13 protein-coding genes are annotated in these 14307 nt (G+C 63.3%); 5 read left to right on the top strand and 8 right to left on the bottom strand.

Features of this window, described 5'->3' with window-relative positions; all coding sequences use genetic code 11:
- Positions 1-124: 124 nt before the first annotated feature.
- From JG747_RS07230 to JG747_RS07220, 3 genes are read right to left on the bottom strand one after another with little or no spacing between them, the layout of a single operon-like run.
- Positions 125-1207, bottom strand: coding sequence for an ABC transporter substrate-binding protein (locus JG747_RS07230; RefSeq protein WP_202361460.1), 1083 nt, complete (start codon positions 1205-1207; stop codon positions 125-127).
- Between the two features lie 48 nt (positions 1208-1255).
- On the bottom strand, positions 1256-1942 hold the full coding sequence (gene betI, locus JG747_RS07225; protein WP_019861571.1) for a transcriptional regulator BetI: 687 nt from the start codon (positions 1940-1942) through the stop codon (positions 1256-1258).
- 6 nt (positions 1943-1948) lie between these two features.
- Positions 1949-2743 carry a class I SAM-dependent methyltransferase gene (locus JG747_RS07220; RefSeq protein WP_202361459.1) on the bottom strand — a complete coding sequence of 265 codons (795 nt, stop codon included), beginning with the start codon at positions 2741-2743 and terminating at the stop codon, positions 1949-1951.
- Positions 2744-2997: 254 nt separating this feature from the next.
- Between JG747_RS07220 and JG747_RS07215 the strand changes: the two genes are divergently transcribed.
- From JG747_RS07215 to JG747_RS07200, 4 genes are read left to right on the top strand one after another with little or no spacing between them, the layout of a single operon-like run.
- On the top strand, positions 2998-4617 hold the full coding sequence (locus tag JG747_RS07215) for a phytoene desaturase family protein (RefSeq protein WP_064981074.1): 1620 nt from the start codon (positions 2998-3000) through the stop codon (positions 4615-4617).
- A complete protein-coding gene (locus JG747_RS07210) occupies positions 4604-6169 on the top strand; it encodes a phytoene desaturase family protein (RefSeq protein ID WP_202361458.1) in 1566 nt (521 codons plus the stop codon). The genes JG747_RS07215 and JG747_RS07210 overlap by 14 nt, the downstream gene beginning before the upstream one ends.
- Before the next feature lie 3 nt (positions 6170-6172).
- Entirely contained in the window at positions 6173-7432 is a 1260-nt protein-coding gene (locus JG747_RS07205; RefSeq protein WP_202361457.1) for an aminomethyltransferase family protein, read from the top strand.
- A 2-nt stretch (positions 7433-7434) separates the two neighbouring features.
- Positions 7435-7680 (top strand): hypothetical protein, encoded by a 246-nt coding sequence (locus JG747_RS07200; RefSeq protein ID WP_064981080.1) that lies wholly within the window; start codon positions 7435-7437, stop codon positions 7678-7680.
- A gap of 11 nt (positions 7681-7691) precedes the next feature.
- Here JG747_RS07200 and JG747_RS07195 read toward each other — a convergent pair whose 3' ends face one another.
- The 4 genes from JG747_RS07195 to JG747_RS07180 form a co-directional block, all read right to left on the bottom strand.
- The gene (locus JG747_RS07195) at positions 7692-8750 is read right to left on the bottom strand and encodes a dipeptidase (RefSeq protein ID WP_064981710.1); all 1059 of its coding nucleotides are present in this window, start codon (positions 8748-8750) and stop codon (positions 7692-7694) included.
- 269 nt (positions 8751-9019) lie between these two features.
- The gene (locus JG747_RS07190) at positions 9020-9319 is read right to left on the bottom strand and encodes a GNAT family N-acetyltransferase (protein ID WP_010911871.1); all 300 of its coding nucleotides are present in this window, start codon (positions 9317-9319) and stop codon (positions 9020-9022) included.
- Positions 9320-9321: 2 nt separating this feature from the next.
- Positions 9322-9942 carry an alpha/beta hydrolase gene (locus JG747_RS07185; RefSeq protein WP_202361456.1) on the bottom strand — a complete coding sequence of 207 codons (621 nt, stop codon included), beginning with the start codon at positions 9940-9942 and terminating at the stop codon, positions 9322-9324.
- 3 nt (positions 9943-9945) lie between these two features.
- The gene (locus tag JG747_RS07180) at positions 9946-10878 is read right to left on the bottom strand and encodes a VOC family protein (RefSeq protein WP_038653450.1); all 933 of its coding nucleotides are present in this window, start codon (positions 10876-10878) and stop codon (positions 9946-9948) included.
- Between the two features lie 226 nt (positions 10879-11104).
- On the opposite strand from JG747_RS07180, the gene JG747_RS07175 reads away from it, so the two are divergent.
- Entirely contained in the window at positions 11105-12673 is a 1569-nt protein-coding gene (locus JG747_RS07175; protein ID WP_202361455.1) for an alkaline phosphatase family protein, read from the top strand.
- 47 nt (positions 12674-12720) lie between these two features.
- On the opposite strand, the gene JG747_RS07170 is transcribed toward JG747_RS07175, so the two are convergent.
- Positions 12721-14043, bottom strand: coding sequence for a PRC-barrel domain-containing protein (locus JG747_RS07170; RefSeq protein WP_019861584.1), 1323 nt, complete (start codon positions 14041-14043; stop codon positions 12721-12723).
- Positions 14044-14307: the final 264 nt, after the last annotated feature.

Here is a 14307-nt window from a genome sequence, read left to right as displayed (position 1 = left end):
TCGATGAGAGCGCCCCTCTCCCAGTCACTATACGGGGAGCGGATGCCGGCAGGCAGGTGAGGGGCGGCGCAAACGTCTCAAATGATGGGAAAATCGAGGTCTGCGCAGCACCTTTAACCACCGCTCAATACCCGGCTTTGATCTTCTCGAATTCGGCGATCATCTTCAGCTTGAGATCGGATGGCAACGGCGACTGGAACAGTGTCTTGTCGACGAATTTCTGCACGTCGTCATAGCCTTTTTCCTTGAGGATCACCTGATCGACGCCGGCCATGCCCTTGGCGTTGGCCTGGCCATAGCCCCAGTCCTTGACCAGCACCTTGGCGGTCTCCGGATCGTTGATGGCGTTCAGATAGTCATAGGCCTTGTCAATGTTGCCGGGCGCGTCCTTGAACAGCACATAGCCGCAGACCCAGGTCGAGATGCCTTCATTCGTATCCTTTACCGACTTGATCGGCACGCCCGCCTTGACGGACTGCACCGTGGCATCGTTCCAGGCCCAGGCGAGGTCGACCTCGCCGCCGCTCAACAGCTGCACGATATCGGTGGTATCGGTCCAGTAGGAGCGGACGTTCTTGTGCACCTGGCGAAGGAAGTCGGAAGCCTGCTTGAACTGGTCGTCCGTCATCTTGGTCCAGTCCCTCAGGCCGATGGCGAGGCTCGCCAGCGCATAGGCGTCGTCGACATTGTCGCCGATCGACACCCGGCCCTTGAACTTCGGATCGGCAAACGCCTTCAGCGACTGGACCTCTTTGGCGTCGATCTTGGAGGCGTTGTAGGTGAGCTGCGTGTTGCCCCAGTCCCAAGGCATGAACCACGCCTTGCCGTCATCGGTGGTGGCGAGATTTTTCATCGCCATGATGCCGGGATTGAGGTCCTTCCAGCCCGTGATCTTCGACGTGTCGAGCGGCTGCAGGAGACCCGCCTCGCGCCACTTCGTCACGCTCTGCGAGCAGGGGTGGCCGAGATCGGCCTTGAAACCCGAGCGCACCTTCTCGAACGCCTCGTCTTCGTCGCCGAAGAAGGCGAAGGTCGGCGAATCGCCGTGCTTCTCGACATATTTCGGATGGAAGCTCGCATCCTCGTAGCCCGACCAGTCGAACACGATCAGGTCCTTGTCGGCGGCAACGGCAAACGCTGCCGCCGAAGCCGCAAGCGCGCCGCCCAGCGCCAATGTCAATGTCAGGCGTCGGCTAAGGTTCTTCATGCTGTTCCATCCTCTTTTGGTCTTGCCGGTCTTGGTGGCCGGCTGTTGCTAACCGTAATGCTTCGGGAAGGCAGCGGCCAAGAAAGCGTTGGCGGCCTGCAAGGCAGTTTCGCGCGTTGTGTCCTCTGTGCCCATCATCAGCCGCAGCCACAGCCCTTCCAGCATGGCCGACAGCGCCAGCGCCATCACCTGCGGCTCATAGGCATATGAGCCACTCTGCTTGAGCGTCGTGCACAGATCGATGAAGACCTGCTGGTAATAGGCATCGCGCGAACTGCTCAGCGCCTGATAGGTCGGACGCGACTTGGCCTCGCCCCAGAAGGCCAGCCAGGCAGCGAGCTTGCGCTTGTTGCAGATCGAGCGGTCGAAGTCGGCCCATACCAGCTGCTGCAGCTGCCGCGCCGGATCGTCGCCTGCCTTCTCAAGAGAGGCGCGCCAATGCGCCGAATACTCGTCATACATGTGCTGCAGCGTCGCGATCAGCAGCTTTTCCTTGCTCTCGAAATGGAAGTTGACGATGCCACGCGACAGGCCCGCGCCATCGGCGACATCAGCCATCGTCGTCTCGGCATAGCCGCGCTTGGCCAGCGAATCGATCGTCGCCTCGATCAGCTGCAGCTGACGGACCTCCTTCGAAGCCTTGCGTCCGCGCTTCTCGGTCTCGGCTTTCCCCGCCGGTTCAAGGAGGGCATCCTTGGCATCTGCCGTTTTCATGGGTGTGATCGTCTCCAGCATCGCCGGCTATCCAATCGCATCCGGCTTCCAACCGCGCAGATGAGTGGGACGGTGCTCGCCACTGTCAAGCACCTTCTGCATGGCCTCCCAGGTTCGGATGTTCTTGTCGACATAGGCAGCGCCGACCACGGCGGCAACCGGCGCATAGAGCGGTCCTTTCAGCCTTTCCAGCTCGCCGCGCGCCACCTCGCGGTACCAGGGGTTACGGTCCGTGACGGTGACATCGGCAAAGCCGGCGCGCCGCATCGCTTGCGCATAGCGCGCCGGCGAGGCCATGGCGAAGGACAGCCCTTCCGCCGCGATATAGGCCTTCATCTGGGGTGAAGGTTCGCCGTCATGCCCGATCATCCAGTTGGAGGCGGCAAAGACGCCGCCCGGTTTCAGCACGCGGAAGATCTCGGCGAACAGGCCGTCCTTGTCAGGCACATGCAGCAGTGCGTCCTTGGAAAAGACGACATCGAAGGAGCGATCGGCGAAAGGCAGCGCTCCGGGTGGCGCCTGGACGAAGCTGGCGCGGTCCGAGAGCCCGTGCGCGGCGGCTCGCCGCCTGGCCGCCTCGATCACCGGCTGTTCAACATCGAAGCCGGTGGCGTGGGCGGCGCCATGGCGCTCGACCAGATGCAGCGTGATGCCACCGGAGCCGCAGCCAATGTCGAGCACCGTCTTGCCCTCGAACGAAAGCCCTTCGACGACCCGGTCGACCTCTTCAGGGCCGCCCGGCGACAGGTAGCCATCGCCCCACAGCGCCTCGAGGAAGCGGATGGTGGTATCGTCATACTCGGCATCTGCCGTTGCGATCATCAGCCCTCGATCCCCAATCGATGAATGCCCGTTTCGAACACCGCCAAAGCCTAGCGCATGCCGGGGAAAACGCAATATCATTTGTTGAACATTCATTCAGAATGACTGGACAGAATGCCCGATACCGTGCCAAATTCCGCGCATTCGGGAACAGATCACGCAAAAATGAACAGCGGGTCGCACAGAGCAATTCCAGGAACAATGTGGGCGGTTTTCGCTTGGGAATTGCTTGGAAACAAAGAGACTGGGCCACAATGAAAGCTTGGGACGCGATCGTCATCGGCGGCGGACACAATGGCCTGGTCAATGCCTGCTACCTGCAGCGCGCCGGGCTCGACGTGCTGGTGGTGGAGAAGAACGACTGGGTCGGGGGTGCGGCCACCAGCCGCGAGCTGACGCCGGGCTTCCTCTATTCCAACTGCTCCTATGTCTGCTCGCTGTTTCGCCCCGAGATCATGCGCGACCTCGAACTGCCGCGCTTCGGCCTGCAGGTCATTTCCTATGAAGGCGGCGCGGTGTTCACCCGCGACGGAGACTATCTCGCCAACTACCGCGACCATGATGTGCATCGGCGCGAATTCGCCCGCTTCTCCAGGCGCGATGCCGAAGCCTATGACCGCTACGCCCGCGACGTGACGCGGCAGTGCCGCTTCATCCAGCCGCTTTTGATGCGCACCGCGCCCGACCCGACCAGCCTCAAGCCGCGCGACCTTGGCGAGCTTCTTTATCTCGGCAAGAAATTCGCCGGCCTGTCGGCCGAAGAGATGGCGCTGACGCTGCGCTTCTGGACGATGTCGATCTCGGACTTCCTCGACGAGTATTTCGAGACCGATGTCATCAAGGCGAACTTCGCTCTGTCCGGCATCATCGGCACCGCGCTCGGCCCGATGTCGCCCGGCACGGCCTATGTGCTCTTGCACCACTATATGGGCGAGGTCGACGGCTCGGTCGGTGCCTGGGGCTATGCGCGCGGCGGCATGGGTGCCGTCACCAAGGCGCTCGCCGCGTCGTTCAAGGCCTCGGGCGGCACCATCCGCACCGGCGCCGAGGTCGACCATGTGCTGGTAAGCCGCGGCAAGGCCAAGGGCGTGGTGCTGGCCGGCGGCGAGGAAATCTACGGCAAGCTCGTCGTCTCCAATGCCGACGTGAAGCGCACCTTCCTGAAGCTCGTCGAGGAGAAGGAACTGCCCGATATTTTCCTGCGCCGGGTGAAGAACTTCAAGATCCGCGGCTCCTCCGGCAAGGTCAACATCGCGCTGGATTCCCTGCCGGAATTCCCCGCTTTGCCGAAGGATTCACCGGTCTATCGCGGCGACATGCATTTCACAGATTCGATGGAGCGCATGGAGCGCGCCTATGACGACTGGAAGGCCGGGCGCTGGTCGGCGGACCCCTTCCTCGACATGGTCATCCCGACGACGCTCGACCCGACCATGGCTCCATCAGGCAAGCACTTCATGAGCTGCTTCGTGCAATACGCGCCGCCCAAGGTGAACGGCCGCGACTGGACCGATGCCGATCGCGACGGTTTCGCCGAGAGCGTGATTGCACAGATCGCCGAGTACTCGCCCGGCTTCCGTGACCGCATCGTCCATATGGAGGTGCGCACGCCGCGCGAAATCGAAGCGGAGGTCGGCTTGACCGAAGGCAATATTTTCCAGGGCGAACTGACCTTCGACCAGCTTCTGTTCAACCGCCCGGTGCCAGGCTACGCGCAGTACCGCTCGCCGGTCGGCGGCCTCTATATGTGCGGCTCCTCGACCCACCCGGGCGGCGGTGTCATGGGCGCGCCCGGCCGCAATTCAGCCGCCGAAATCCTGCGCGATCTCGCCAAATCCACCTCGCATATGAGCCCAGCCCATGACGTCATTTGATGCAATCGTCATTGGCGGCGGCCACAACGGCCTCGTCGCCGCAGCCACGCTGGCCAAAGCCGGCCGCAAGGTGCTGGTGCTGGAGGCTGGAAGCGAAGTCGGCGGCGCCGCGCGCACCGAGGAATTTGCCCCGGGCTTTCGCGTCTCGTCGGTCGCTCATCTGCTGAACCGGTTGCATCCCGATGTGGTGAAGACGCTGGACCTGGAGAGGCATGGGCTGCAATTCGCCCGCGCCGACTTCCTGCCGTCGGTGGCACTGTCGAAGGACGGCCCGGCGCTGATGCTGCATGGCGCCTATGGTGAGGTGCTGACGGGCACCAGTTCCTCCGAACAGTCGGCCTGGAAAGACTTGCGCGCGCAATTGCTGCGCTATGCCGGCATACTGAAGCCCTTCCTGTCGCGCCGTCCGCCCGATCTCGCCGCCATGTCGTTGCTGGAGACCACAGGGCTCGGCCAGACCGCCCTGGCGCTGAAAAAACTCGGCAAGGAAGACATGCGCGACTTCCTGCGCGTGCTCTTGATGAACGTCGCCGACCTGCTCGACGAGCAGCTCGAAGATGACAGGCTGAAAGGCCTGCTCGCCTTCGACGCGACGCTCGGCAGCCATCTCGGCCCGCGCTCGCCGGCCTCGTTGCTCGGCCTCTACTATCGCCTGGCCGGCGAGACCGGTGGAGCGGCCGGTGCGCAGGTCCTGCCGCAAGGCGGTACGGGCGCCGTCGTCGCCGCCATTCGGTCCGCGGCGGAGAAGGCTGGCGTCACCATCCGCACATCGGTTGCGGTGGCAAAAATCACCGTCGAGAAGGGCCATGCCGTCGGCGTCGCGCTCGACACTGGCGAGGAACTGCGCGCCAGGACCATTGTCTCGGCGATCAGTCCGGCAACCACTTTCCTCGACCTTGTCGGACCTCGCGAGATCGACACCGGTTTCGTGCGCAAGATGAAAAACATCCGCATGAAGGGCGATGCCGCCAAACTTCACCTGGCGCTCGACCGGCCGCCGCAATTCACCGGCGCCGATGCCGCCGCTCACAACGGGCGGCTTGTGATTGCGCCCTCGCCCGACCATGTCGAGCGCGCTTTCAACCCAAGCAAGTATGGCGAATTCTCGCCCGAACCGGTGATGGAAATCACGCTGCCCAGCCTCGCCGATCCATCGCTCGCGCCTGATGGCGCCTGTGTGCTCTCAGCGGTGGTGCAATACGCGCCCTATGCGTTGAAGGAGGGCTGGGCTGCGGGCAAGCCGAAATTCCTCGAGGCCATCATGGCGCAGCTCGAGGCTTACGCGCCTGGCATCGGCGAGAGCGTTGTTCACGCCGAGCTTTTGACACCGGCCGATATCGAGGCGCGCTACCGCATGCCCGGCGGCCATTGGCACCACGGCGAGCTGCAGGCCGACCAGATGCTGATCTCGCGGCCCGTCTCCGGCTGGTCGGGCTACGACACGCCGCTCGAAGGGCTGTTCCTGGCCGGCGCCGGCTCGCATCCCGGTGGCGGCGTCTCCGGCGCCCCAGGCCTCAACGCCGCGCGACGCATCATTGCGATGAAGGGATAGGTCATGGCCCAGGCAACCAGGAAGAGGCCCGTTGCAAAGACAGAAGATGCGGCTGTCTCGGCCCGCATCGATGCGCAATCTCATTTCCGCACGCTGCGCCTCGGCACACCGTTCCAGCCGCGCCTCGACGCACTGGCCAAAACCCAGGACTGGTACAATTGGGCCGGCTATCGCGCGCCGCATTCGCTGTGGGACGAGGAACTCGAATACTTTGCCATCCGCAGCCAGGCGGCTTTGTTCGACATCTCGCCGATGACCAAATACCGGATCGAAGGGCCGGATGCCGAAGCCTTCCTCGACCGTGTCACCTTGCGCGACGTCACCAGGCTCAGGCCCGGCCGTGTCCATTACACGGCATGGTGTGACGACGAGGGCTTTGTCCTCGACGACGGCACGCTGTTTCGCCTGTCGCCGGCGCGTTTCCGCTTGTGTTCGCAGGAGCGGCATCTGCCGTGGCTGCTCGACAGCGCCATTGGTTTCGACGTCACCGTCGACGAAGAAACCGAAGCTGTTGCCGGCCTCGCGCTGCAAGGGCCGACCTCCTTCGCCGTGCTGCGCGAGGCCGGCTTTGCCGGTGTCGAAAAACTCAAGGTCTTCGACCTTGCGGATTTCCCGCACGACGACGCAACCGTCACCATCTCGCGCACCGGCTTCACCGGCGATCTCGGCTACGAACTGTTCGTTTCGGCTGACAAGGCGCTGAGCCTCTGGGACCGGCTGATGACAGCCGGCGAGCTGCGCGGCATCCGCGCCGTCGGCTACACCGCGCTCAACCGCGCGCGGCTCGAGGCCGGGCTGATCGTGGCCAATGCCGACTTCACCACCGCCGAGCACGCCATCCGCGCCGATCGCTTGCGCAGGCCCGACGAGATCGGTCTCGGCTTCATGATCGATCCGCAGAAAGCCCATTTCAACGGCCGCCGCGCCATCCTCGAGGCGCGCGCCAAACGCAAGCTGCGCCATGTGCTGGTCGGGCTGGAGATCGAGGGCAACATCCCGGCCGAACACGCCATCGTCTATCACAAGAAGAGCCAGGAGGTTGGCCTGGTCAGCGCCGCCATGTGGTCGCCGATGGCCAAGCGCAACATCGCCATCGCCTCGCTGGCGCGGCCCTATGGTGATACTGTCGTCGAAGACCTCTGGGTCGAGATCTACGCCATGCGCGAGCTGCAATATCAGAAGCTGATGAAACGGGCCAAGGTCGTGGCGCGGCCCTTCATCAAGCTCGACCGCCGCATCGCCAATCCGCCGGCGGATTTCTGACCATGGCCGACGAAGCAGAGCTGGAGGCGGCCGAGCAGTGGGAGCTGGTCAACACGCCGCTCGGCGAAAAATGGTCCGGCCGCACGCGCTATGCCGCCGCCATGTTCTTCTACAAGCGCGGCGAGATGAGCGCCGAGACGCTCGAGGTCTACCGCATCTGCGCGCGGCTCGATTCGGAGAACCCGCTGCCGATCATCCGCGATCGCGGCGTCGGCAAGGATTGGCTCAAAAGGATCGGCTTCGAGTAAGCGCCTGCGCGCTATCCAATGGTTCTTTCCAGCATGCTCAGCCAGTTGCGGTAAGCGATCTTCTCGATCAGGGCACGGCCAAAACCACGCGCCGCCAAGGCATCGATCAGCTTCGGCAGACCGGCGACGTCGCCGATGACGGCCGGGATCATCGCCCCGTCGAAATCGGAGCCGAGGCCGACGCCGTCCTCGCCCAGCGCCTGCAGCAGGGAATCGACATGACGCACCATGATGTCGAGGCTGGTGTCGGCATTCATGCGGCCGTCCTCGCGCAGGAAGCCGGTGGCGAAGTTCAGCCCGACCATGCCGCCGGACTCGCGTATGGCGCCGAGCTGCCAGTCGGTGAGATTGCGCGAATGGGTGCAGAGCGCATGCACGTTGGAGTGGGTGGCGACCAGCGGCGCGTCGCTGAGACCGGCGACATCGCGAAAACCCTTCTCGTTGAGATGCGAAAGATCGATCATGATCTTCAGTTCGTTGCAGGCCTTGACCAGCGCCTTGCCGGCGTCGGTCAGCCCCGGGCCGGTATCCGGCGAGGACGGAAAGCGGAACGGCACGCCGTGGCCAAAGGCATTCGGCCGGCTCCAGACGATGCCGAGCGAGCGCAGGCCGGCGGCGTGCAACACGTCGAGCATGGTCAGTTCCGGATCGATCGCCTCGACGCCCTCGATGTGGAACACCGCGGCGATCGTGCCTTTGGCCATGGCGTTGCGCACATCGCCGGCAGTGCGGCAGACGGCCAGAGCCCCGGCCCGTTCCAGCCGAAACAGGATCGAGGCCATCGCGATCGTCGAGTTGAGCGCATCGGCGCGCGGCACCTCCGGCGGCAGCGGCTCGCTGTCGCTCGGCGCCAGGGGTACGGCGCTGCGCCTGGCTTTTTCGACCGGCGGCGGAAAGATCGCGAACATGCCGCCGGCGAAGCCGCCAGCCTTGGCGCGCGGCAGGTCGATATGGCCGCCCGACTTGCCTTCAACGAACAGTTTTTCGACGTCCCTGTCCTTCGATTGATACAGCCTGAGCAGCGTATCGTTGTGGCCGTCGAAGACGGGGACGAGGTCGGTTTCGGTCATCGGGGGATCATTCAGTTCGTTTGTCGTCACGGCGAGACATCATATCTAGGCAAGATATCTGGTCGCGGCAAATGACAAAGCCAACCGGCAGCGGGGACTGCCCTTTTATCCCCTCGCTGCCTGTCGATGACGTGCCTGCGCTTCCTAGAGCAATTCCAGGAAAAGTGTGAGCGGTTCTCCCGGGAAAAGCGCGTAGCGCTTTCCCTAGGGAATTGCGTCAAAACAAAGAGTTAGAGTGGTTCGCCGTTTCCATGAAACGGTGAAACACTCTAGTGCTTCAGCACGTCGGCCCATTCCGCGTGGCGGCGGAACTGGGCGTTGGCGAACGGGCAAAGCGGGATGATCTTCTTGCCCGCCGCGCGCGCATCCTCGACGGCGCGGGTGACGAGCCTAAGCCCGGCACCCTGGCCGCGAAACGCGTCCGGCACTTCGGTGTGGTCGATGATGATCTGGTGTTCACCGATCTTGGTGAAGGTCATCTCGGCCTCGGCGCCTCCAGGGCCCCGCAGCACATAGCGCCCCTTGGAGCCGCGGTCTTCCAGTTCGATTTCAGGCAGTTGGTCGGGCATGTCTAAACTCCTTGAGCGACACCGGCAAAGAGCCGCCGGGCCGCTTCGATTTCATTTGGCCGCACCTCGTGCCCGCCTTCGTGCCATTCCACTGTGACATCGGCACCGTCGGCACGCAAATAGGCATCGAGACGCGTCGTCAGGTTCGGCGGGCAGATCGGATCGCGCTTGCCGGCGGTCAGCAGCATGTGACGGCCGGCGAGGCTGCCCTGGACCTGCGGTTCGAACGGGATCAGCGGATGCATCAGCACCGTGGCGTCGAACAGCTCGGGCTCGGCGAACACCACGGACGCCAATATGTTGGCGCCGTTGGAATAGCCGAGGCCAAGCACTATCGAGGGCCTCGCAGCCTCGACATGCGCCTTGACGAAGGCGGCCATCTTGTCGGTTGCCCGCGCCAGGTCGTCCATGTCGTAGACGCCTTCGCCGGTGCGGCGAAAGAAGCGCGCCGCGCCATATTCGGACACATCGCCGCGCGGCGAGATGATGGTGGCCTGGGGCACGAGATCGCGCCCCGGCGACAGAAGCTGGCTCTCGTCACCGCCGGTGCCGTGAAAGACGAAAAGCATGGGGCCGCCCGGCGAACCGGGCAGCACCTTATGGATGTAAGCGTCCTTGCTCATGGCTCAGCCTTCCAGCTTCTGCAGATGCTGTTCGAGATAGGGCCGCAAATGCTGGTGCTGCGTCGGCAGCTTCAGCGCTTCGCCCAGATGTGCGGTGTCCTCATCCCTGTCGAAGCCCGGCTCGTTGGTGGCGACTTCGAACAGAACGCCGCCCGGCGTGCGGAAATAGATCGCCCAGAAATAATCTCGGTCGATCACCGGCGTCACCCCGTAGCCCGTATCCATCAACGCCTTGCGCACTTCGAGCTGCTTGGCGCGGTTCTCGACGGCGAAGGCGACGTGATGCACCGAGCCGGCGCCAAGGTCGGCGAAGGCCGCGGTCGGCAGCGATTCGATGTCGACGACATCGGCGCCGTTGCCGTTCTTCACGGCAAGCCGTCTGACATTGCCTGATTTGTCGACTTCCTCGTAGCCCATGAATTTCAACAGCTCCTCGGTGGCGCCGCCATCCTTCAGCCTGAGCGAAACCGAGTGGAAGCCGCGGATCGCCTCATCGGTCGCAATGCCGCCTTTGTTCCACGGCGCCCTGCTGTCGGCCTTGTCCTCGACAAGCGCGAAACCGTCGCCATCGGGGCCGGCAAATCTGAGCCGCTTCTCACCAAAACTCTCCTCGCGGGAAACACCGTTCACGCCTTGGTCGGCGAAGCGTTTTTCCCAATAGGCGAGCGTGCCTTCCGGGACGGAGTAGACCGTGGTGCCGACTTCGCCGACGCCGGGACGGCCCTTGCCGATGTTGGGAAACGGAAAATAGGTCATAACCGAACCGGGCGTGCCAACCTCGTCGCCATAATAAAGATGGTAGACGTCGGGCGCGTCGAAATTGACCGTCTTCTTGACGCGGCGCAGGCCGAGCTTGTGGGTGAAGAAATCATTGTTCTGCCGGGCATCCCTCGCCATCGAGGTGACGTGATGCAGGCCCTTGATCTGGTCGAGCATTGTCTTGCTCCTTCCCTTGTTGTTTGTGCGGCCCTCGCCGCTGTCCACGCCAATATGAGGACACCACCGCTTGCGGCAAAGGCGGCAAACACAGAATGGACTGTGCTGTAAAAGTGAACAGTCGAAAGAGCCTTGTTCACCAAACGGCTAACACGGGCGGTCTTGCGCCCTTCCCGGAAATCGGTTCCATGAATGGCATTCGACCATGCAGCGAAAGGTATCGCGAGTGACAGGAAAAGCCAGGCGCCCGAACGTTCTCCTGATCACTTGCGACCAATGGCGCGGTGATTGCCTGTCGGCCGCCGGCCATCCCGTGGTGAGGACGCCGAATGCCGACGCGCTGGCCGCCGAGGGCGTGCTGTTCAAGCAGCACTATGGCGGCGCGGCCCCTTGCTCGCCGGCGCGTGCCTGCCTTTACACCGGCCTCTACCAGATGAACAACCGCGTCTGCCGCAACGGCTCACCGCTGGACGCCCGTCATGGCAACATCGCGCAGCACGCGCGCAGCATCGGCTACGATCCGACGCTGTTCGGCTACACCGACGTGTCGCTCGACCCGCGCCTGCTGAGCTCAGGTGATCCAAGGCTGAGAAGCTATGAAGGCGTGCTGCCGGGATTCACGGTACGCCAGCTGCTGCCCGAGCATCAGAAGCAGTGGCTCTCTTGGCTGAAGCAGCAGGGTATTGATGCCAGTGCCGGATCTCCTGACATCCATCGTCCTGCAGGCGAGGAAGACGATGACACCGTGACCGAGGCGCCGCCAATCTATTCGAAGGACCATACGCCGACGGCCTTCCTTGCCGGTGAGTTCATCCGCTGGCTCGGCGAGCAGGAACAGGCCACGCCCTGGTTCGCGCATCTGTCCTTCATCAGTCCGCACCCGCCCTTCATCGTGCCGGAGCCCTACAACACGCTATACGATCCGGCCGACGGCCCGGCCTTTCACCGGGCGGAAAGCTGGCGGGCCGAAGCGCAGGGCCATCCCTATCTCGCTTATGATCTCAGCCGGCGGTATCGCGCGAATTTCCGCCCCGGCGCCGCTGGCAAGGTGCACGACTGGAGCGAGGATGATTTCCGCCGTATCCGGGCGATTTATTACGGCATGATCTCGGAGGTCGATACTCAGCTTGGCCTGATATGGCAGGCGCTCAAGCTTTCAGGCGCGTGGGACGACACCATCATTGTGCTGACCTCGGACCACGCCGAGATGATGGGTGACCATTACGCGCTGGGCAAGGGCGGCTACTTCGACGGCAGCTACCACATCCCGCTGATCATTCGCGACCCGCGGCATCGCAAGGCGGCCGGCAGCACGGTCGATCGCTTCACCGAAGCGGTAGACATCTTGCCCACGCTTATAGACCTGCTTGGCGAGCCCCCCGAACAGCATCTCGACGGATGCTCGCTGAAACCATTCCTGAGCGGCGGAAGCCCCGCCACCTGGCGTGACTCCGCGCATTGGGAGTTCGATTTCCGCTCGATCGCGGACGGCGACGCCGAAGCGCATTTCGGCATTGCCTCGCGCCAGTGCAACCTGGCGGTCATCCGCACCAAAAAATTCAAATACGTGCATTTTGGCGGCGGCTTGCCACCCCTGCTTTTCAACGTCGAGGCAGACCCTGGCGAACTGACCAACCTCGCCACCAGCCCTGCGCATCTATCCACCCGCCTGCAATTCGCCGAACGGCTTCTCGCCTGGCGGGCCGAACATCTCGACCAGTCGCTGGCGCTGGCGGAGCTGACGGAGAATGGCGTGGTAGGACATGTGAGCAAGAGAATAGGCAGTAGGGAATAGGGCTTGCCTACTGCCCTACTGCCCTACTGCCCTACTGCCCTACTGCCCTACTTCACAATCAGGCGCTGCTGGTCACGCTTCTCGGCATAGCTGCCCTTATCATAGGCAGGCTGCGCCTCGAGCTGTTCCTTGGTGAAGGTGGTGTAGAGATACTTCTTGCCGTTCTTGTCGGTCATGAACTTCAGATTATCCAGGCCGACCGCAACCTCCTTCTCACCGATGCCGAGGAAGCCGCCGACATTGACGATCACCGCATCCGTCTTCTTATCGGGCGTCAGCACAACATCGCCGATCTCGCCGACCTTGGCGTCATTGGCGCCATAGACCGTCGCGCCCTTCAGATCTTCACCTCTGATTTCGCCAATCGGCATCTCGGTCAGCGTCGACTTGTCGATGGCTGCGGTCTGTGTCTGGTCAGGAGCGGTGGCATCAGGGGCTGTAGCCGCCGGTGCTTCGGCCGTCTTGTCCGCAGTCGCGGCGGCAGGAGCCGTGGTCGCGGCTGGAGCTGTTGCCGCCGGCTCATTGGATGCCGTGGTTGCCGGCACCGGATCATAGGCCTTGCGGTTGAAATCCGGCTGCGCCTGCAGCTCTTCCTTGGTGGTCTGCGCCACCAGCCAGCGGTCGCCGTTCTTCTCCGCCCACTGGGCCTTGTTGAAATCATAGGTGACGTTCTTAGCGCCGAGGCCGAGGAAGCCGCCGACGCCGATCACCAGCGATTCGGCCTTGCCATCCTTGGACAGCACGATGTCGTTTACGCTGCCGATGTTCTGCGCGTCGTCGCCGGTGCCGTTGTAGACAGTCTCACCAATGATGTTGGTGGCGAGGTTGCCGTCGGCGCGCTTCATCGGCTCGGCCGGAGCGGCTGCAGGAGCCTGTGCGGTATCCGTCGTCGCAGGCGCTTTCGGTGCTGCCGCGTCGGTGGAAGTGGCAGGAGCCGGCGCAGGCCCGTAGGGCTTGCTGTCGAACTCCGGATGCGCCGTCAGTTCGTCCTTGCTTGTCTGGGCCACCAGCCAACGGTCGCCGTTCTTTTCGGCCCATTGCAGCTTGTCGTAGTCGAAGGCGACATTCTTCGCCCCGACGCCCAGAAAGCCTCCGACGCCGATGACGACGGATTTGGCCATGCCGTCCTTGTCGAAGACGACATCAGTGACCTTGCCGATGTTCTCGGCATCATCGCCGGTACCGTTATAGACAGATTCGCCGATGATGTTGGTGACGATGCTGCCTTCAGCGCGCGGCACCGGAGCGGCCGTGGCCGGCTCCTGAACGGCAGGTGGGTTGGCTGGAGCAGGGGTCGTGCCGCTTTGCGCGAGCGCGCCCGTCGCGATCAACGTTGCGAGTGCGGTCGTGGCTAAAAGGGTGCGTATCATGGTAGTCTCTCCTGGTGCGTGATTTCATGCACGCCGCGCCCGATTGAACCGTCGCTGGGAAGATCGGGCGTGGCATCTCCACGGGTTCACAACGTCGTGACCATGCCGTTGTTCCGACAAAACTGGCGTGGATTTCGCACAGGAAAAACACGCAGCAGTTGCGCGGGCGCTGATGAACACGCGCTGAATTGCGCCGTTTCGAACGGAACCTTTCCTGCATCGCCACGTTTCAGCCTGCGGCTGGGTTCGTCCTGGCCCGTTTAG

Origin of the sequence: Mesorhizobium sp. 131-3-5, from assembly GCF_016756575.1 — a bacterium.
Lineage (GTDB): Bacteria > Pseudomonadota > Alphaproteobacteria > Rhizobiales > Rhizobiaceae > Mesorhizobium > Mesorhizobium jarvisii.
The sequence above is the reverse complement of the archived record's forward strand: the minus strand, read 5'-3'. Positions and strand labels throughout refer to the sequence as shown.